General features: G+C 66.3%; 15 protein-coding genes. 7 read left to right on the top strand and 8 right to left on the bottom strand.

From position 1 onward, the window contains the following. Positions 1-52: 52 nt before the first annotated feature. Positions 53-598 carry a WG repeat-containing protein gene (locus tag ABR323_RS16085; RefSeq protein ID WP_439450014.1) on the bottom strand — a complete coding sequence of 182 codons (546 nt, stop codon included), beginning with the start codon at positions 596-598 and terminating at the stop codon, positions 53-55. Beyond that, on the bottom strand, positions 595-2301 hold the full coding sequence (locus ABR323_RS16080; protein ID WP_439450013.1) for an alkaline phosphatase: 1707 nt from the start codon (positions 2299-2301) through the stop codon (positions 595-597). Before ABR323_RS16080 ends, ABR323_RS16085 begins: the two co-directional genes overlap by 4 nt. Before the next feature lie 154 nt (positions 2302-2455). On the opposite strand from ABR323_RS16080, the gene ABR323_RS16075 reads away from it, so the two are divergent. Next, complete coding sequence (locus ABR323_RS16075) at positions 2456-3790, top strand: dicarboxylate/amino acid:cation symporter (protein WP_135274643.1); 1335 nt, start codon at positions 2456-2458, stop codon at positions 3788-3790. A gap of 308 nt (positions 3791-4098) precedes the next feature. On the opposite strand, the gene ABR323_RS16070 is transcribed toward ABR323_RS16075, so the two are convergent. Then, positions 4099-4872 (bottom strand): C40 family peptidase, encoded by a 774-nt coding sequence (locus ABR323_RS16070; protein WP_439450012.1) that lies wholly within the window; start codon positions 4870-4872, stop codon positions 4099-4101. Positions 4873-5003: 131 nt separating this feature from the next. Then, positions 5004-5543: a C40 family peptidase gene (locus tag ABR323_RS16065; RefSeq protein ID WP_439450011.1), complete on the bottom strand. Its 540-nt coding sequence runs from the start codon at positions 5541-5543 to the stop codon at positions 5004-5006. A 111-nt stretch (positions 5544-5654) separates the two neighbouring features. Here ABR323_RS16065 and ABR323_RS16060 point away from each other — a divergent pair, with 111 nt between their 5' ends. The 6 genes from ABR323_RS16060 to ABR323_RS16035 all read left to right on the top strand — a co-directional run bounded on the left by ABR323_RS16060 (position 5655) and on the right by ABR323_RS16035 (position 11401). After that, positions 5655-6137 (top strand): FKBP-type peptidyl-prolyl cis-trans isomerase, encoded by a 483-nt coding sequence (locus tag ABR323_RS16060; protein ID WP_135274640.1) that lies wholly within the window; start codon positions 5655-5657, stop codon positions 6135-6137. 99 nt (positions 6138-6236) lie between these two features. After that, complete coding sequence (locus tag ABR323_RS16055; protein WP_439450010.1) at positions 6237-7481, top strand: DUF418 domain-containing protein; 1245 nt, start codon at positions 6237-6239, stop codon at positions 7479-7481. Between the two features lie 215 nt (positions 7482-7696). After that, the gene (gorA, locus tag ABR323_RS16050; protein WP_439450009.1) at positions 7697-9055 is read left to right on the top strand and encodes a glutathione-disulfide reductase; all 1359 of its coding nucleotides are present in this window, start codon (positions 7697-7699) and stop codon (positions 9053-9055) included. A gap of 322 nt (positions 9056-9377) precedes the next feature. Then, positions 9378-10298 carry a DMT family transporter gene (locus tag ABR323_RS16045; RefSeq protein WP_439450008.1) on the top strand — a complete coding sequence of 307 codons (921 nt, stop codon included), beginning with the start codon at positions 9378-9380 and terminating at the stop codon, positions 10296-10298. Further along, positions 10205-10633: an MGMT family protein gene (locus ABR323_RS16040; RefSeq protein WP_414486787.1), complete on the top strand. Its 429-nt coding sequence runs from the start codon at positions 10205-10207 to the stop codon at positions 10631-10633. The genes ABR323_RS16045 and ABR323_RS16040 overlap by 94 nt, the downstream gene beginning before the upstream one ends. 93 nt (positions 10634-10726) lie before the next feature. Continuing rightward, positions 10727-11401, top strand: a complete 675-nt coding sequence (locus ABR323_RS16035; protein WP_032128229.1) for a rhomboid family intramembrane serine protease — start codon at positions 10727-10729, stop codon at positions 11399-11401. 140 nt (positions 11402-11541) lie between these two features. Here the strand turns inward: ABR323_RS16035 and ABR323_RS16030 are convergent, their stop codons facing one another. The 4 genes from ABR323_RS16030 to ABR323_RS16015 all read right to left on the bottom strand — a co-directional run bounded on the left by ABR323_RS16030 (position 11542) and on the right by ABR323_RS16015 (position 18488). Further along, the gene (locus tag ABR323_RS16030; protein ID WP_439450007.1) at positions 11542-13125 is read right to left on the bottom strand and encodes a phytoene desaturase family protein; all 1584 of its coding nucleotides are present in this window, start codon (positions 13123-13125) and stop codon (positions 11542-11544) included. Positions 13126-13200: 75 nt separating this feature from the next. Further along, entirely contained in the window at positions 13201-13695 is a 495-nt protein-coding gene (locus ABR323_RS16025) for a VOC family protein (protein WP_439450006.1), read from the bottom strand. A gap of 125 nt (positions 13696-13820) precedes the next feature. After that, positions 13821-15827 (bottom strand): M13 family metallopeptidase, encoded by a 2007-nt coding sequence (locus ABR323_RS16020; RefSeq protein ID WP_439450005.1) that lies wholly within the window; start codon positions 15825-15827, stop codon positions 13821-13823. A gap of 558 nt (positions 15828-16385) precedes the next feature. Further along, entirely contained in the window at positions 16386-18488 is a 2103-nt protein-coding gene (locus ABR323_RS16015; RefSeq protein ID WP_439450004.1) for a M13 family metallopeptidase, read from the bottom strand. Positions 18489-18676: the final 188 nt, after the last annotated feature.

Raw genomic sequence — 18676 nt, 5'->3', positions numbered from 1 at the left:
GTTGCTTCGGCCGTTGCGTCTGCAGGTGCAGGGCGCAGCCCTGCCGAAAACCCTACTTCACCCGACGGCCCGAGCGGTCGATGCGGAACCACTCTCCGCCTTCCATCGGCGTGTGGCCATCGCCATCCGGCGTACCACGACGGCAACCGTTGCAGACCTCGGCCACGCCGTCCTGGAACGGCCAGGCAAAATCAAAGGTGGCCGGAATGACCTGGCGGAATTTCAGGTCGAAGTAGCCGATCCGGTCGCCGACGCGGCCGCGCAGCAGGCCTTCCTGCGGCGTTTCCGGGCCGTTGTCCCAGGTGATCACCGGCAGGCTGCGACCCTTGCGGTTGACGTAGTGGAAGCCTTCGCCTGCGTAGACCACGGCCAGGCCGTGATCGTCGTAGGGCAGTTGCGCCAGGATGTCGCGGCTGATCTGCGGCCGGCCGTTGGCGACCTCGCAGCCCGGCAGCATCCAAAGACCATGCTCTTCGGTCATGACCTTGCAGGCTGGTCCCTGCGCCAGTGCACTGCCACTGGCCAGCAGGCCAAACAGGACCAGCGACCGCGCGAGGCGGCCGCTGGCGCGGGCAGGGCGGGCCTGCCGTGCGATCACTTGGCCTCGGCCTTGCGCTCGAAGACGGTCGGCGCCGGCAGCTGCACCGGCACGCCCTTGTCGTCGCAGGTGCCGGCCTGGCACAGGCGCTCGCGCAGGGCCGGGGTGGCCTGCACGATCATGTGGTAGATCGCGTTCTGTTCCAGTGTGCCGCGGATCGCCTTGCTGCCCGGACCGCGTGCCCAGATGCCGACGTCCTCGCCACCGTGCGATTCGGACTTCATCGGCACCAGCGCTTCCTGCATGTAGTCCGGATGCTCGGTGTCGATCTCGCGCAGGTTCGGGCGGCCGTTGGCCGGTTCGAAGCTGCTCGGATTGTGCGGGTAGCGCTTGGCGCCCGCCGGTTGCTGGTTGCTGCTGCCGGTGTGGCCCGGGCCGTTGGCGTAGCTCAGCGTGGTGTAGGGCTGGCCGGTGCCGTCCAGCGCGTAATCCAGCTTGCCGGCGCCGTCTTCGCCACCCTTGTCCTTTACCTTGCCCAGGATCGGGTTGCCGCGTGCCGGGTAGCCGACGAAGTTCAGGGTGTGCGAGTGGTCGGCGGTGACGATGATCAGGGTGTCGTCGGACGAGGTCAGCTCGTTGGCCACGCGCACCGCGTCGGACAGTGCCACGGTCTCGGTCAGTGCACGGTAGGCGTTGCCGCTGTGGTTGGCGTGGTCGATGCGCGCGCCTTCGATCATCAGCACGTAGCCTTCCTGGTGCTTCGACAGATTCTTGATCGCCGCAGCAGTCAGTTCGGCCAGGCTCGGCTCACCGCCCGGATCCTGCGGGCGCTCGTACTCGTAGCGCATGTGGTCCGGTTCGAACAGGCCGAGGATGGCCGGTGCGTTCGCGGCGGCCGCCAACTGCTTGCTGTTCCATACGTAGGCACCCTGCGGGTGCGCCTGCTGCCATTCCTGCACCAGGCTGCGACCGTCCAGACGCTGGCCGACCTTGTCGTCGTACTCGGGGTCACGCTCTTCCACGGTGGTGAATTCACCGCGGCCGCCACCGAGGGCGACCAGCGGGCCACGGCCATAGCGCGAGGTCGACAACAGCTGCTGGGCGATGTCCTTGCAGCCGGCGGCCTTGGCCGCTTCGGTCAGGTCGGTGTCGTTTTCCCAGTTGCGCTCGGGTGAGTGCGCGTAGGTGGCGGCCGGCGTGGCATGGGTCAGGCGCGCGGTGGAAACCACGCCGGTGGCCAGGCCGGCGCTGTCGGCCAGCTGCAGCCAGGTGAGCAGACCCTTGGACAGGCTGTCGGCACAGTCGGTGCGGCTGCCGGCGCTGACGCCGATCGCGCCCATGTGGGTCTTCACGCCGGTGGTGATCGCGGTCATCGTGCCGGCCGAATCGGGGGTCTGCGAATCGGTGTTGTAGGTCTTGCTGAACGCCGTGGCCGGGAAGCGCTCCCAGGACAACAGGTTCTCTTCACCCGAACCGCCCTTCTGCTGGCCTTCGTAGATGCGCGAGGCGGCCACGGTGGTCAGGCTCATGCCGTCGCCGAGGAACAGGATGACGTTCTTGGCCTTGCCAGACATCGCACCGTTGGCCGCAGCCTGGGCGGCGCCGCTGCGATACCACCACTGCGGGGTCTCGCCGGCCGGGTGGGCAACGGGATCGACGGCGACCTTGAGGCCGGCCGGGGCAGAAGCGGGGGGGGTGCTGGCGCAGGCGCCGAGCAGCAGGGTGGTGGCGCAGGCGGCCAACAGGGAGACGGAACGGCGCATGGACGCTGGGATCTCACAAACTGTAACGGGATGTTCATTATGCCCGCCCCCGCAAGGCACGCCGATGACACACTGATTTGTCGGCGGGGCGGTCGTTCTGCGGCCCGCCTTGGGCTATCGTGCCAGCATCCCTTCCTTCCCCTCTGGATTGCCTATGAAGCTGGTCTCTGCCTGGCTGCGGATTCCATTCTGGCAGCGCGTGGTCGGTGGCTTCGTGCTTGGCGCGCTGGCCGGCTGGGCGCTCGGCCCGGCTGCTGAAACCTGGTTCGGCCCGCTCGGCGAGCTGTACGTCACCCTGATCAAGATGATCGCGGTGCCGCTGGTGTTCTTCGCGGTCATCAACGCGATCTCGTCGCTGCACGGCCAGAAGTCGGTCGCCGCACTCAGTGGCCGTACCTTCCTGTGGTTCGTGATCACCGCCGCGCTGGCGGTCTGCGTCGGCCTGGGCGTGGGCACCGTGCTGCAGCCCGGCGCTGGTGGCCTGCAGCTGTCGATGGCCAGCAATTATGTGCCGCGCGAAGTCCCCAGCGTGGTGCAGGTGCTGCTGGACGTAGTGCCGGCCAATGTCTTCTACGCGCTGTCCGGCATCGGTACCAAGGTCAACGCGGCCGGTGAAACCGTGCTGGCTGCCGGTCGCGGCTCGATCCTGCCGGTGATCTTCTTCGCGGGTCTGGTGGGCTTTGCCATCGTCAAGCTGGGCGAGAAGGTGACCGAGGCGCGCAAGCTGGTCGGCCAGATGAGCGACATCATGATCCAGGTGACCCGCTTCGTGCTGGAAGTCACCCCGATCGGCACCTTCGGCCTGATCGCCGGTCTGGTCGGCAGCTACGGCTTCGAGAAGCTGCTGCCGCTGGGTCATTTCGTGCTGGCCCTGTACGTGGCCTGTGCCCTGCACATCGTGGTGGTCTACAGCGCACTGCTGCTGGCGCACGGCCTGAACCCGCTGAAGTTCTTCCGCGGCGCAGCGCCGGGCATGCAGGTGGCCTTCGTCAGCTCGTCCAGCTTCGCCGCGATGCCGGTGGCGCTGCGTTCGATCACCCACAATCTGGGCGTGAACAAGGACTACGGTTCATTCGCGGTGCCGCTGGGCGCCAGCATCAAGATGGACGGCTGTGGCGCGATCTACCCGGCGCTGTGCGCGGTGTTCATCGCGCAGTACAGCGGCGTGCCGCTGACGCCGGAACAGTACGTGGTGGTGTTGATTGCTTCGGTGCTGGGCAGCTTCGGTACGGCCGGTGTGCCGGGTACGGCGGTGATCATGGCGACGGTGGTGCTGAGTGCGGCCAACCTGCCGCTGGAGACCATCGGCTACCTGTATGCCATCGACCGCATCCTGGACATGATGCGCACGATGACGAATGTGACGGGCCAGATGCTGGTGCCGGTGATCGTGGCCAAGGAAACCGGGCTGCTCGACCAGGCGGTGTACGACAACCCGTCCAGCAACGTCGGCGTGGACGATCCTGACCCGACGCCGCCGCGCAGCTGAGGTTGCGTGGAAATGAAAGGCCCGCCCTGACCGGCGGGCCTTTTGTTTTCTTGGTAGATCCACGCCATGCGTGGATGAAGGCCGTGCCGACCAACGGTCGGCACCCACCAAGGGCCAGCACACCCCAAGGGCCAGCACTCATCGGCAGGAACCCACGGGGCATACCCACGGTAGATCCACGCCATGCGTGGATAAAGGCCGTGCCGACCAAGGTCGGCAGCTACCCACCATTGCGGGCCCAACAAAAAAGCCGCTGCAGGGCAGCGGCTTTGCTTTGCGGTATCAGGCGGCGCCGTGGCGCCAGCCGGTCACAGATCGACCCGGCGGGCCTGCATGAACTTGTTGCCCCAGTAGCCACTGAGCAGGGTGTCCACGCGCACGTCCTTGCCGGAGCTCGGTGCGTGCAGGAAGCGGCCGTCGCCGACATAGATGCCGACGTGGTCGACGCGGCCCTTGCGGCCGAAGAACACCAGGTCGCCAGCGGCCAGCGCGGTGCGGTCGTTGATCAGTTCGGCGTTGTCATCGTGGGCCATCTCACGCGAGACGCGCGGCAGTTCGATGCCCAGCGCCGAGCGGAACACGTAGCCGACCAGGCCGCTGCAGTCGAAACCGCTGTCCGGGTTGCTGCCACCCCAACGGTACGGGGTGCCCAGCAGGGTCATCGCGCGGCGCAGCAGCGACTGCACCTTGCCATTGTCGGCGGCGGTGCCGACAACGCTGCCATTGGCGGCGCTGCTGGTGTCGTAGTTGGCAAGCAGGCGGCTGAGGTCACCGGCCACCACGGCCGAGCGGTCCATCAGGGGAATGGTGTCGTTGGCAGCCAGGTGCGGCAGCAGGGCGGCCAGCGTGGCACTGGCGGCGGCATCGACGCGGCTGCGCTGCGGAGCGGCAGCCTCGGCCTTGACGGCCGGACGGGACGAGCTTTCGGCCACCGGGGCCGGGGTCACATCGGAACGGGTGGGAACAGTCTGCGACCAAGCCGGGAGGCTGGTCAGACACAGCGCCAAGCCCATCAGCAGAGGGCGGGCACTACGCGAAAATGCGGCGGTCTGGCCTTGGCACGTCTGGTCTTCAGTCGTCACGCGTCGGTCACAGGAAAAAAACGATGGGGCATCATGCCCTGCGGAAGCCTCTAAAAGTTAAAAATTCCGTTATAAAATAGTTATTTTGACAGTGATGAGCGTCACAGTTTTAAACATATCGCCTGTTCATTTTAGCGAAGAACACGTTTCGCCCCCGTGTAGTGGTCCTTCCAATAGGGCCCACTGAGCGAATCGAGCCGGACCGTACCGCCGGTGCTTGGCGCGTGCACGAAGCGTCCTTCACCTACATAAATACCGACGTGGGTGACGTTGCCGCGGCTGCCGAAGAACACCAGATCGCCGGTGGCCAGGCGCTGCGGATCGATCTTCGGGCCCTGCACCGCAGCCAGGTCGCGCGAGGTGCGCGGCAGCTTCAGATCCAGCATCTCGCGATAGACATAGGCGACCAGGCCGCTGCAGTCGAAGCCCGAATCAGGGGTGTTACCGCCATAGCGGTACGGCGTACCGACCAGGCTGATGGCGCGCATCAGCACCGAGTTGGCGGCCTCGGGGTTATCCGGCACCGTCTTCGGCCAGCTCGCCGAGGGCGGCGGTGGAGCGGGGCGCGTGGCCTTGCCGCCACCACAGGCGGTCATCAACAGGGGCAGGGCCAGCAGCAGGGCCGGGGCGAGGAGCCGGCGCAGGCCGGACGAAACTGGCGTGATGAGCATGATCTCCGGATAATGCGCCACCTTGGATAGGCCGTCATGATGGCGGCGTCCCCGCTGGGCGACAACCCGCCCCAACCCGCCTGCCTCCGGCAGATCCAGACAGAGTTGCGCATGAAGATCGAAAAAGACCGCGTTGTCCGCTTCCACTACACCGTCGCCGAAGCCGGCCAGGAGCCGATCGAATCGTCCAAGGACCGCGGCGAGCCGCTGGCGATCCTGATCGGCCACGGCAACATCATTCCGGGCCTGGAAAACGCCATGATGGACAAGGAAGCCGGCGCGACCTTCAATGTCGACGTCAAGGCGGCCGACGCCTATGGCGAGCGTCGCGAGGGCCTGTCCCAGCGCGTGCCGAAGAAGCACTTCGGCAACACCAAGCTGGCCCCGGGCCAGCAGGTTGTGCTGCAGACCAACTTCGGCCCGCGCGCGGTGACCGTGCAGAAGGTCGGCATGAGCGTCGTCGACGTTGACCTGAACCACCCGATGGCCGGCAAGGACCTGCACTTCGACGTGGAAATCGTCGATGTGCGCGAAGCCGGCCAGGAAGAGATCGACCACGGCCACGTCCACGGCGACGGTGGTCACCAGCACTGATCGCAACGCGATCATGATGGCTGCATCGGCCCGCTTCGGCGGGCCGTTGCGTTTCTGGAACACGGCGCGGCCATCCATGGCGCGCAGCCCGTTGGCATAATGGCGGACCTGCCCTACGGATACCCCGTGAACGCTGCTTCTCCTCCCCTGCAGCCGGTAGCTTCCGGCGAACGCATCGCGGTGCTGGACGTCCTGCGCGGTGCCGCGCTGCTGGGCATCCTGCTGATGAACATCGAGGCCTTCAGCGGACCGCTGGATCTGGCCTTCACCGGTATCGACACGCATTGGCAGGGCATCGATTACTGGGCCGATGCTTTCGTCTACGTGTTCGTGCAGGGCAAGTTCTTCACCCTGTTCTCGCTGCTGTTCGGCGCCGGCTTTGCGGTGATGGCGCAGCGCGCCGACGCGGCCGGACGTGGATTCACTCCGTTCTACCTGCGCCGCAGCGCCGGGCTGCTGCTGATCGGTCTGTGCCATGCGCTGCTGGTCTGGTCCGGCGACATCCTGGTGATGTACGCGCTGGTGTCGCTGCCGCTGCTGGCCTGCCGCGAGGCGCCGCGCAGCTGGCTGCCGTGGATGGGCGTGATCGTGTACCTCGGTGGTGTGGCGCTGATGCTGCTGGTCGGCGCGATGGTATCGATGGCTTCGGCGGAGGACGTGCAGAAGATGCTGGCCGAGGCGCAGCAGAGCATTGGCCAGCAACGGCTGGTTTACGGCCACGGCAGCTGGACCCAGGCCAACGTGCAGCGGCTGCAGGAGTTCGGTACATCGATGGGGGCGTTGCTGATCACCGGCCCGGAAGTGCTGGGCATGTTCCTGATCGGCAGCTGGTTCGCAGGCAGTGGTGCGCTGGCAGCACCGGAGCGCTTCCCACGCCTGTACGCGTCACTGCGCTGGATCGCGTTGCCGCTGGGGCTGCTGGTCACGCTGCTGGGTGTTGCCTGGAAGCCGTACCTGGTGCCGGGCGCCTACGACCTACAGGTGACTGCGGCAATGGCACTGGTGACGGTGGGCGCTTTGCCGATGTGCCTGGGCTACCTGGCGTGGATCGTGCACCTGCGCGCTCGGCTGGGATGGCTGGCGCCGGTCGGGCGCATGGCGCTGACCCATTACCTGGGGCAGTCGCTGGTCTGCACGCTGCTGTTCTACCACTACGGGCTGGGCTGGTTCGAGGTGATGCCGCGCAGTGTGCAGCTGCTGTCGGCGCTGCTGCTGTTCGCCCTACAAGTGGTGATCAGCCATCTCTGGTTGCGTCGATTCCGCTTTGGTCCGATGGAATGGTTGTGGCGAGCGATGACCTATCGGCAGTGGCCGTCGATGCGACGCGATGCAGGGCAGGGCTGAGCGATGCCCGCCACGCACGCACTTGACCATGAACGCCGCCGCCCTCAGCGCAGTCGCCACAGGTCATCGGTGGCGCCAGTTCACGTCTGGCCTGCAGTGGGCCGTGCCATGCTCGGCATCAGCATGAGCGCTGGCACCGGCCCACTGATCCCTGATCCAGTCTGCGGCCACGCGCCGACGATCAATCCTGCCCCTTACCGACCCGAGCGATTCCGATGAGCACTGCACCCTATGATTACGATCTGATCGTCCTTGGCGGCGGCTCCGCCGGCCTGGCCGGTGCGATCCGCGCCGCGCTGCACGGCAAGCGCGTGGCGATGCTGGAGCCGGGTGAACTGGGCGGTACCTGTGTCAATGTTGGCTGCGTGCCGAAGAAGGCGATGTGGCTGGCGGCCGACCTGCACGAACGCATCGGCCTGGCCAGTGCGATGGGTTTCGATGTCGAGGCACGCCCGGCGCTGTCGTGGAAGGAACTGGTGATCCACCGCCAGGCCTACATCAGCAACATCCACACCAGCTACCACAAGCGCCTGGATGAGACCGGCGTGGTGCGCATTCCAGCGCGCGGCCATCTGCTCGATGCGCACACCGTGGCCTGCAGCGACGGCGTGCGTTACAGCGCCGAGCACATCCTGATCGCCACCGGCGCGCATCCTCTGCGCCCGGACATTCCAGGCGCCGAACTGGGCCTGGTCTCCGACGATTTCTTCGATCTGCGTGCAGCGCCTGCCGAGGTCGCGATCATCGGCGGTGGTTACATCGCGGTGGAACTGGCGGGCCTGCTGCAGGCACTGGGCAGCAAGGTGAGCCTGCTGGTGCGCGGCAAGCGCCTGCTGGAGCGCTTCGATTACGAGCTGACCGATCAGCTCGCCGAGAACCTGAAGCAGCAGGGCGTGCACATCCATTTCGACTATCGCCTGCGCGAACTGCAGCGCGATGGCGAACGTGTGCGTGCGTTCGGCCATGATGGCCCGCTCGACAGCGTGTTCGATGCGGTGTTCTTCGCGACCGGTCGTCGCGGCAACAGCCGTGATCTGGGCCTGGAAGCGCTTGGCATCGGCATCGGTGAGCACCAGCAGGTGCAGGTGGACCAATGGCAGACCACCAGCGTGCCGAACGTGCACGCCGTGGGAGACATCGCCGGCAAGGTTGGCCTGACCCCGGTGGCAGTGGCTGCATCGCGGCGGTTGATGGACCGCCTGTTCGGTGGCCGCCCGCAGTCGAAGATGGACTACGAGAACGTGGCCAGCGTGGTGTTCTCGCACCCACCGCTGGGTGCGGTGGGCATGAGTGAAGAAGAGGCGCGCGCGCGCTTCGACCAGGTAAGCGTCTACCACAGCCGTTTCCGTCCGATGCTGCAGGCGCTGGCCAATGGCACCCAGCGCAGCCTGTTCAAGATGGTCTGCGCCGGCCCGGAAGAACGGGTGGTGGGCATCCATCTGCTGGGCGAAGCGGCCGACGAGATCCTGCAGGGTTTCGCAGTGGCGGTGAAGATGGGCGCGACCAAGGCCCAGTTCGACGACACCGTGGCGATCCACCCGACCTCGGCCGAAGAAGTGGTGCTGATGCGCTGAGCCGGGCTGCGCCCGGCACCCGCAGAGGCAACACCGAGAGCAACAGCGGCATTCCGCGGGATGGCGGGGCACTGTGGGCTTGCGGGGCGCCGTGAACCCGTCCCTGGGGGCTTGGTCGCCGCATCCATGCGGCTCACACCCCGCAATCCCACAGTGCCCCGCCTTCGACTGATTCCGGGGTGTCAGTAGATCCACGCCAAGCGTGGATCGGAAGTGGCGGTGAGCGTGAACTGAAGTTGGATCGTCCGTTCGGAAAAGCCGTGAGACAATTGGACGCGATCTGATTCCCTCCAGCCGCCCCGCGCGCTCCACCGTCGTCCTGATGTCCAGCCCCGTCTCCCGTATCGCCACCGCTTCCCCTCGCATCGCGCTGGGTGGCATCGGCCTGGCCGCGATCGGCGCCATCGCCGCCTCCGGCAAGGCGATCATCGTCAAGCTCGGCCTGCGTCACGGCGTGGATGCGACCACGCTGCTCGCGCTGCGCATGCTGATGGCGCTGCCGCTGTTCGTGCTGATGGCACTGTGGGCTGCGCGCCGGACCGAGCCGCTGAGCTGGGCCGACCGCGCCCGCGTGCTGTGGCTGGGTTTCACCGGCTACTACCTGTCCAGCCTGCTCGACTTCCAGGGCTTGCAGTACATCAGCGTGACCCTTGAACGGCTCATTCTGTACTTGAACCCGACGCTGGTGCTGCTGATCAACGTGCTGCTGGCGCGGCAGCGACCGGGCCGCTGGCAGATTGCCGCGCTGCTGCTGAGCTACCTCGGCGTGCTGCTGGCCTTCGGCCACGATCTGCAGCGCGAGGGTGGGCAGATCATCGTCGGCAGCCTGCTGGTGCTGGGCAGTGCGCTCAGCTACGCGCTGTACCTGTTCGGCAGCGGGCAGGTGGTCGCGCGCATCGGCGCGGTGCGGCTGACCGCCTACGCCAGTTGCGTGGCCAGCGTGCTGGTGCTGCTGCATTTCGCGGTGACCCATCCGCTGCCGTTGCTGTGGCAGGCACCGGCGCCGGTGCAATGGCTGTCGCTGGTCAATGCCACCGTGTGCACGGTGCTGCCGGTGCTGGCGATCATGCTGGCGGTGCAGCGCGTGGGTTCGTCGCTGGCCGCGCAGGTCGGTATGCTGGGCCCTGTTTCCACCATCGTGATGAGCCTATGGCTGCTCGACGAACCGATGGGGCCGGCGCAGATCGCCGGCACCGTGCTGGTGCTGATCGGCGTTCTGCTGGTGACCCGCCTGCGGCGCTGACGCCGGAGCAGGCGCGTGCGCGCATTCTGGCGGTGATCCGCGCGATCCCGGCGGGGCAGGTGATGGGCTATGGCCAGGTGGCGATGCGCGCAGGTCTGCCTGGGCGCGCGCGCCTGACCGCGCGCATCCTCGGCCAGAACGACGACCCGGATCTGCCCTGGCACCGCGTGCTGCGCTCGGATGGGCGCATTGCGATGGAGGAAGGCTCGGCCGGCTGGCGCGAGCAGTCACAGCGGTTGCGCGCGGAGGGCGTGGTGGTGGAGAACGGCCGGGTGCGGATGCCGGCGGCCGATCCGGCGGCTGCACTGGATGCCGCCGTGTGGGGACCGGGCTGAGCACCGCTGGCGACTGAACAGGCCACGTCTGCCGGTCGCCAACAAGACACGGTGCTGCGGCTATGATGGAGGCCGTTCCATGCCGGTACTGCCATGTTCCCGCGACTGCCCACCGTCACCAAGGCCCTGCTGATCGCCAACGCGATCCTGTTCCTGCTGCAGCAGCCGTTCCTGCTCGGCATGCAGACCTTCGAGCCGTTCATGCTGCAGCCGTTGCAGCAGGGCTTCGATGCGTTCTCGCCGGGCGGCAACTTCCAGCCGTGGCAGCTGCTGACCTATGGCTTCCTGCATGGCAGCTTCGGCCATCTGTTCTTCAACATGCTGGCCGTCTTCATGTTCGGCGCGCCGCTGGAGCAGACCTGGGGCGAGAAGCGCTTCCTGCTTTATTACCTGGTGTGCGTGGCCGGTGCCGGCGTCTGTCAATTGCTGGTGGGTACGCTGCTGGAAAACCCGGCCACGGTGCTGGGCGCCTCCGGCGGTGTGTTCGGCCTGCTGCTGGCCTACGGCATGCTGTTCCCGAACCAGCGGGTGATGTTGCTGTTCCCGCCGATCCCGATGAAGGCACGCACCTTCGTGATCCTGTTCGGTGTGGGTGAGCTGGTGCTGGGCATGACCGGCTGGCAACCGGGTGTTGCCCACTTCGCGCACCTGGGCGGCATGCTGTTCGGCTGGCTGCTGATCCGCTACTGGCGCGGGCAATCGCCCTTCAACAAGCGCCGCCCACCCGGCCCCCCGAAGCGCCCGAACCATCTGCGCAGCGTCAAATGATCCGAAGGATCATTTGACGCTGTAGGTGCCAACCTTGGTTGGCACGCCTTGTCCCACGCGGGTAGGTGCCAACCTTGGTTGGCACACGTTTCGTCAACCAAGGTTGGTGCCTACTCTGGCCATCCACGCATGGCGTGGACCTACAGATCCTGCAGGACCACCTGCGCGGCGTTGTGCCCCGGTGCGCCGGTGACGCCACCGCCGGGATGGGTTCCCGAACCACACAGGTACAGCCCCGGCAACGCACCCCGATAGCCGGCTTGGCCAACCATCGGCCGTGCCGAGAACAACTGGTTGGCGCTCAGTGCGCCGTGGAAGATGTCGCCGCCGACCAGGCCGAAGGTGCGTTCAAGATCCAGGGGTGACAGCACCTGCCGGCTGAGCACGCTGGCGCTGAAGCCGGGCGCATACCGTTCGACGGTGCCGATCATCAGGTCGGCTACGGTTTCCCGATGATCATCCCAGTGACGACCCTCGGGTAGCACGGGTGCTACGTGCTGGCAGAACAGACTCGCCACATGCTGCCCGGGGGGAGCCAGCGAATCGTCCAGCGTGCTCGGAATCAACATTTCCACGATCGGTTCGCGTGACCAGCCGTCGCGCCGCGCATCCAGCCAGGCGCGGTCCATGTAGTCCAGGCTGGGCGCCATGATGATCCCGGCGCTGAGGTGATCGCCGGGGCCGGGCAGGGCACGGAAGTCCGGCAGCCGCGACAGCGCCACGTTCATCCGGAAGGTGCCGGAACCGCAGCGCCAGTTCGCCATGCGTTCGCGGGTCGCATCAGGCACCTGGGCCGGCTCCATCAACTGTTCGTACAGCAGCTTCGGATTGACGTTGGCGACCACTGCGCGTGCACGCAGGACTTCACCGTTGCTCAGTTCCACCCCCACTGCGCGGCCCTGCTCGACCAACACGCGCTGCACACCAGCATCCACGCGAAGCTGCGCTCCAGCCTCTTGTGCCGAGGCGGTGATGGCCTGGCTGATTGCACCCATGCCGCCGATCGCGTGACCCCATGCACCTTTCACGCCATTGCACTGGCCGAACACGTGGTGCAGCAACACGTAGGCGCTGCCCGGCGTGTAGGGGCTGGCGTAGTTGCCGACGATGCCATCGAAGCCGAACAAGGCCTTGATGGGTTCGCTCTCGAACCAGCGGTCCAGGTACTCCGCCGCCGACAGCGTGAATAGGTCCAGCAGCTCCTGCCGCAGCGGTGCATCCAGTGCCGCCAGTTCGCGGCCGAGCTTCCCCATCTGCCACAGTGCGGGCAGCGCACGCCAACCACCCGCCACGCCCAGGTCCGGTGGCGCACGCAGGGCCCACGCACGCAGCACATCGGCGAAGATCTCCAGGCGTGCTTCGTACGCGGGCAGGCGCTGTGCATCCCGCTCGGAGAATCTAGCGACCTCGGCTTGAGTGCGGCCAGGTGCCGACAACAGGTAGCGGTCGTCGGGCAATGGCAGGAAGTTGTTGGCCGGACGCGCGATGATGCGCAGCCCATGTGCATGCAGCTGCAGGTCGTCGATCACCTTCGGCTGCAGCAATGACACCGTGTAGGACGCCACCGAGTTGCGGAAGCCGGGATGGAATTCCTCGGTGACTGCAGCGCCGCCAAGGACGCCACGACGTTCCAGTACCAGTACCTGCTTGCCAGCGCGCGCCAGATAAGCCGCGCAGACCAGGCCGTTGTGGCCACCACCGATGATGATCGCATCCCAGGACATCAGCACCTCGGAAAAAGGGACGGAGGGGATTAAGTCGCAATTGGCGTGGGGCCAGCGGTAATGGGGAGAAACGACTTAATCCCCTCCGTCCCCTTTTTTGATCGCCGCTTCGATGGTGGCGATGTCGATCTTCTTCATCGGCATCATCGCGTTGAAGGCACGCTTGGCCAGCGCCTTGTCCTTGCTGGTCACCGCTTCAATGAGCATACGTGGGCTGATCTGCCAGGAAATGCCCCAGCGATCCTTGCACCAGCCGCATTGGCTCTCCTGGCCACCGTTGCCGACGATGGCGTTCCACAGACGGTCGGTCTCAGCCTGGTCCTCGGTCTGGATCTGGAAGGAAAACGCTTCGCTGTGCTTGAACGCAGTCCCACCGTTGAGGCCGACGCAGGGGATGCCGCAGACGGTGAATTCGACGGTCAGCACATTGCCTTCCTTGCCGTCCGGGTAGTCACCCGGGGCGTGATGCACGGCGGTCACTGTGCTGTTGGGCAGGAAGCTGGCATAGAAGGTGGCAGCCTCAAGCGCGCCGTTGTCGTACCAGACACAGATCGTGTTCTTGTGTGCCATGTCGGGGCTCCGCGATGGACGAAGCCGCAGCGATAGCACGCCCGGTGTTAACCCGGGATCGTGCTGCACCTGCAAAAAAGAGGGCGCCCGAAGGCGCCCTCTGCGTTACCCGTTTGGCAGGTAGCTCAGCGCCAGACCTTGATCTGCTCGGCCTCGCTGCGCTGCATCGGCTGGCCGGCCTTGCAGCTGAAGGTGGCACCGAATGCGGGCAGGTTGGCCAGCGTGCCGTTGCTGCGCCACAGGCCCGGTGCACGGATATCGGCGGTCAGGCGGCGCACGGCCTCGTTCGGCGACAGCTGCTGTGCCCACAGTGCCGACCAGGCGCGGAAGAAGCCCTGCTGCTGGGCCTGCTTGGCCTTCGGCTCCTGCGCGACGTATGCCGCCCACGCCAGCTCCAGGCCGGCGATGTCAGCCAGGTTTTCTTCCTGGGTGAGGGTACCGTTGACCTTGGCACCCTTCACGCCGGGGAAGTCGTAGCTGCCGTACTGGGCAGCCACGCGGTTGCTGAGCAGGGTCCAGGCGGTCTTGTCGGCCGGGGTCCACCAGCTGCGCAGCTCGCCCTTGGCGTCGACCAGCGCGCCCTTGGCATCGATTGCACGGGTCAGCTCATGGCCGACCAGACCACCGAAGCTGCCGAACTTGTCCGCAGCATCGGCCTTGGCGTTGAACACCGGACCCTGCAGGATCGCGGCGGTGACGATCAGGCGATTCTGCGCCAGGTCGTAGGCCAGCGACGGCTGCTGCGGCAGCACGTCCCAACGTCGGTCGGCGTTGCCCTTGCCGATCCGCTTCATTTCCTCGCGATGGCGCCAGGTCGAAGCAATCAGCATGTTGCCGCCGAACGAGCCGCGACCCATCGGCTGCACGCTGTAGTCCAAGTCGCGCAGCGGGGTGCCGATCTCGATCTTCAGCGCGGCCAGCTTGGCCTGTGCTTCGGCCTTGGCTTCGGCACTCATCCAGCTGCTGTTCTTGACCGCTTCGATCTGCACTTCACGCACCTTGTCGACGATCCACGCCGCCTGGCGACGATCCTCGGCGGACAGGTAACGGGCGGCGTACTCACGGCCGACCATCGGGCCAGCGGCCACGTTGATCGCGTCCAGGACGTCTTCCCAGCGCTGCGGCGGCAGGGTCTCGCCACGCAGCACGCGGCCACGGAATTCGAACTCGGCGTCGCGGTAGGCCTTGGACAGGTACGGCGCCATCGAGTCGCCCACGCGCCAGCGCAGGTAGGCCTTCCACTGGTCCGGCTTGAGCTTGGTGACCATGCCATCGAGCTGCTTGAACAGGCCCGGGTCTGCCAGCGAGACCAGGTCGTCATCCACGCCCTGTGCCTTCAGGAACGCGTCCAGCTGCAGATTGCGGTAGCGGCTGTTGAGCTCCTTGGTGGAGATCGGCGCGTAGTTGTTGAACGGGTTGTTGATGCCGGCCAGCGACTGCGCATTGCGCGCCAGCTCGGTTTCCAACGCGATCACCGCCTGCGACTCGGCATCCAGCTTGGCGGCCGGGGTGCCGGTCAGTGCCAGGATCTGCTTGACGTAGTTGCGGTAGCGGCCCATCAAGGCCACGGTGTCGGCGTCGGTCCGGGTGTAGAACGCCGGATCCGGCAGGCCCATGCCGCCCTGCATGAAGTAGCCGATGTGGCGGTCCAGCGCCTTCAGGTCGACATCGGGGCCGAAGTTGAAGGCCACCGGGATACCGACCTGGTGCAGCGCGGCGATCGATGCCGGCACATCCTTGGCCTTCTTGATGGCGTTGATGCGGGTCAGCAGCGGTGCGATCGGGTTGGAACCGTCCGCTTCCACGGCGGCTTCATCCAGGCCGCTGGCCCAGAAATCACCCAGCAGCTTCTGTACGTTGCCCTGCGGTGCCTTCATCGATGCATCAAGCAGCTCGCGCTGCTGCTGGCGACTGCGGTCAACCAGCTGGCCCAGCGCGGTGATGGCGCCGGTCTGAGGCACCGGGTTGGCCTTCAGCCAGCCCGCGTTGGTGGCGTCGTAGAAGTCGCTGCACTGGGCGCTGACAGCCGGGGCGCGCGCGGCCTTCTTCTTGGCGGCGAATGCATCGTGGGTCGGGACCAGGGTCGCCAGGCTGATGCCCAGGGCGATGGCAAGCGGACGGAAATTGGGCATGTAGAACGAATCCGTGATGGATTGAGGGCGGGCGAACTATAGCAAGCCGTGCATGCGCGCGGCATGCACGCATCACCGTGCGTTCGCCGGGCATGGCCCGGCGCTACCGGGTGGTGTGGCATGGGCACGGGATGCATGCGTCACGCGGCATTCGCCGGGCATGGCCCGGCGCTACCGGGTGGTGTGGCATGGGCACGGGATGCATGCGTCACGCGGCATTCGCCGGGCATGGCCCGGCGCTACCGGGTGGTGTGGCATGGGCACGGGATGCATGCGTCACGCGGCTTCCGCCGGGCATTGCCCGGCGCTACCGGTGTGGTGTGGCATGGGCACGGGATGCATGCGTCACGCGGCGTTCGCCGGGCATGGCCCGGCGCTACCGGTGTGGCATGGGCAGTAGATCCATGCCATGCATGGATGGCGTTACCTGCATGGGGTCAGCGCCCTCACGCTGCGCGCGAGGGATCCGACCCCGGGTAGCGCCGGCCTGAGTCGCCAAAAAACAAAGGCCCGGGAAATCCCGGGCCTTCGCAGGTCTGCCTTGGCGTCAGCCAGGGCTTACCAGATCACGACCTGCTGGTCGCCGACGCGGACCATCGGTGAACCGGCCTTGCACTGGAACGCTGCGGCGAAGGTCGGCAGGTTTGACGGCGCACCCATGGCGCGGAACTGCGCCGGAGCGTGCGGGTCGGTGGCGAGGCGGACCTTGGCGTTCTCCGGGGTGTACTTGGTGCGCCACACGGTGGCCCAGTTGAAGAAGAAGCGCTGGTCGCGGGTGAAGCCATCGACCTTTGCGTCTTCCTTGCCGGCGGAGGCCTTCTGCAGCGCGTCGTAGGCGGTAGCCAGGCCGCCCAGGTCAGCGATGTTCTCGCCCAGGGTCAGATGGCCGTTCACCGCCTGGCCGTCGACCTTGTACTGGTCGAACTGCTTGACCAGCTTGCCGGTCAGGCCTTCGAAGTTTTTCTTGTCGGCCGGGGTCCACCAGTCTTCCATGTTGCCGGTCGGCCCGAAGCGCGCACCCTGGTCGTCGTAACCGTGGGTCATTTCATGCCCGATCACCGCACCGATGCCGCCGTAGTTCAGCGCGTCGTCGGCCTTCGGGTCGAAGAACGGCGGCTGCAGGATGGCGGCCGGGAACACGATCTCGTTCTGCAGCGGGTTGTAGTAGGCGTTGACGGTCTGCGGGGTCATGCCCCACTCGGACTTGTCCACCGGCTTGCCGATCTTGGACAGGTTGAACTTGTAGTTGAACTCGCTGGCGGCGCGCACGTTGCCCAGGTAGCTGTCACGCTGGGTCTGCAGACCCGCCCAGTCACGCCACTTGTCGGGGTAACCGATCTTGGGGGTGAAGGTTTCCCACTTGGCGATGGCCTTGGTCTTGGTTTCCTCGCTCATCCAGCTCAGGCCCTGGATGCGTTCCTTCAGCGACGCAGCCAGGTTCTTCACCAGTTCTTCCATCTTCGCCTTGGCTTCCGGCGAGAAGGCAACCTTCACGTACAGCTGGCCGAAGGCTTCACCGGCATCGTTCTCGATGGTGCCGAGCACGCGCTTCCAGCGCGGCTTCTGTTCCTTCTGGCCGTTGAGGGTCTTGCCGTAGAACTCGTAGTTCTCCTGCACGAAGGCATCGGCCAGGTACGGCGAGGCGCTGTCCACGGTGTGGAAGCGCAGGTAGGCGCGCCACACGGCCGGATCGACGTCGCCCAGTGCCTTGCTCACTTCCTCATGGAAGGCCGGCATGGCCAGCGAGAACTTCTCCGGCGCGGCCACGCCCTGCGACTTGAAGAACTCGGTCCAGCTGAAGTTCGGGGTCAGCTTGTCGGCGTCGGCCAGGGTGACCGGGTTGTAGAACAGTTCGACATTGCGCGACAGTTCGACGCGCGACTTGGAGGCCTTGGCCAGGCGGGTCTCGAATTTCACGACGTCCTCGGCCTGCTTGGCCGCATCGGCCGCAGCGACGCCGGACAGCTCCAGCACCTTGGCGACATGCGCCTGGTAGGCCTTCAGCTTGTCGGCGTTCTTGGCGTCGGTGTAATAGGTGGTGTCCGGCAGGCCCAGGCCGCCCTGGCTGGCGTAGGCCATGTTCACGGCCGAGTTCTTGAAGTCGGCTTCGGCGCCGAAGCCGAACAGCACGTTGTCACCCTTGGCCGCGCTGGTGCGCAGGTAGTCGGCGATCGCCGCCTTGTCCTGCAGGCCGTCGATCGCGGTCAGGTCGGCCTTCAGCGGCTCGATGCCCTGGGCGTTGATCTTGGCCTCGTCCATGCCGGTGGCCCACAGGTCGCCGACGATCTTTTCAATGTGGTTCGGGTTCTTGACCTGCGCGAGCTGCTCGGCCAGCTGGTGCTGCACGGCCACCGAGCGCTCGTCGAGGATGGTGAACGCGCCCCAGCTGGTGCGGTCGCCCGGGATTTCATTGGCGGCCAGCCACTTGCTGTTGACGTAATCGCCGAAGGCGCCGCAGGCGTCCTTGGTGGTGTCCAGATCGCTCGGCTGGAAGGCGTTGTAGGCCGGCAGCTTGCTCTCGTCCAGGGAGTAGTTGGTGGCTTCGGCCGCAGCCGGCGTGGAGGCGGTGGCGTCCTTGGCCGGGGTTTCGTTCTTGCCGCAGCCAACCAGCGCGGCCGAAACGGCCAGGGTCAGCAGCACGATCTTGGGAGTACGGGTCACTTTGATGGCCTCCAGGCCGAGTGAGTCAGGGAAGGGCCGCGGGGACGGCCGTGGGCCGAACAATACGCCGCCGGCCTGCCCTGCAAGGGTGTCGAAGGTCATGGCCGTGCGCAAGGGGGCTGTTTTGTGGCCCGGAAAAGACAGACCCGGCAAAAGCCGGGTCTGTCGGGGTACTGCGCAGCTGGGGA

The organism is Stenotrophomonas sp. ATs4 (assembly GCF_051861585.1).
Taxonomy (GTDB): Bacteria; Pseudomonadota; Gammaproteobacteria; order Xanthomonadales; family Xanthomonadaceae; genus Stenotrophomonas; species Stenotrophomonas maltophilia_AS.
Note: the sequence above shows the minus strand (reverse complement) of the source record. Positions and strands in the feature narration are given on the sequence as shown.

Bases quoted from the DNA above. Each gene is read 5' to 3' on its own strand.
- ABR323_RS16080 (WP_439450013.1), bottom strand. From the start codon at position 2,301: ATGCGCCGTTCCGTCTCCCTGTTGGCCGCCTGCGCCACCACCCTGCTG.
- ABR323_RS16065 (WP_439450011.1), bottom strand. From the start codon at position 5,543: ATGCTCATCACGCCAGTTTCGTCCGGCCTGCGCCGGCTCCTCGCCCCG.
- ABR323_RS16040 (WP_414486787.1), top strand. From the start codon at position 10,205: ATGGCTGCTCGACGAACCGATGGGGCCGGCGCAGATCGCCGGCACCGT.
- ABR323_RS16025 (WP_439450006.1), bottom strand. From the start codon at position 13,695: ATGGCACACAAGAACACGATCTGTGTCTGGTACGACAACGGCGCGCTT.
- ABR323_RS16035 (WP_032128229.1), top strand. From the start codon at position 10,727: ATGTTCCCGCGACTGCCCACCGTCACCAAGGCCCTGCTGATCGCCAAC.
- ABR323_RS16020 (WP_439450005.1), bottom strand. From the start codon at position 15,827: ATGCCCAATTTCCGTCCGCTTGCCATCGCCCTGGGCATCAGCCTGGCG.
- ABR323_RS16075 (WP_135274643.1), top strand. From the start codon at position 2,456: ATGAAGCTGGTCTCTGCCTGGCTGCGGATTCCATTCTGGCAGCGCGTG.
- ABR323_RS16055 (WP_439450010.1), top strand. From the start codon at position 6,237: ATGGCGGACCTGCCCTACGGATACCCCGTGAACGCTGCTTCTCCTCCC.
- gorA (WP_439450009.1), top strand. From the start codon at position 7,697: ATGAGCACTGCACCCTATGATTACGATCTGATCGTCCTTGGCGGCGGC.
- ABR323_RS16030 (WP_439450007.1), bottom strand. From the start codon at position 13,125: ATGTCCTGGGATGCGATCATCATCGGTGGTGGCCACAACGGCCTGGTC.
- ABR323_RS16045 (WP_439450008.1), top strand. From the start codon at position 9,378: ATGTCCAGCCCCGTCTCCCGTATCGCCACCGCTTCCCCTCGCATCGCG.
- ABR323_RS16060 (WP_135274640.1), top strand. From the start codon at position 5,655: ATGAAGATCGAAAAAGACCGCGTTGTCCGCTTCCACTACACCGTCGCC.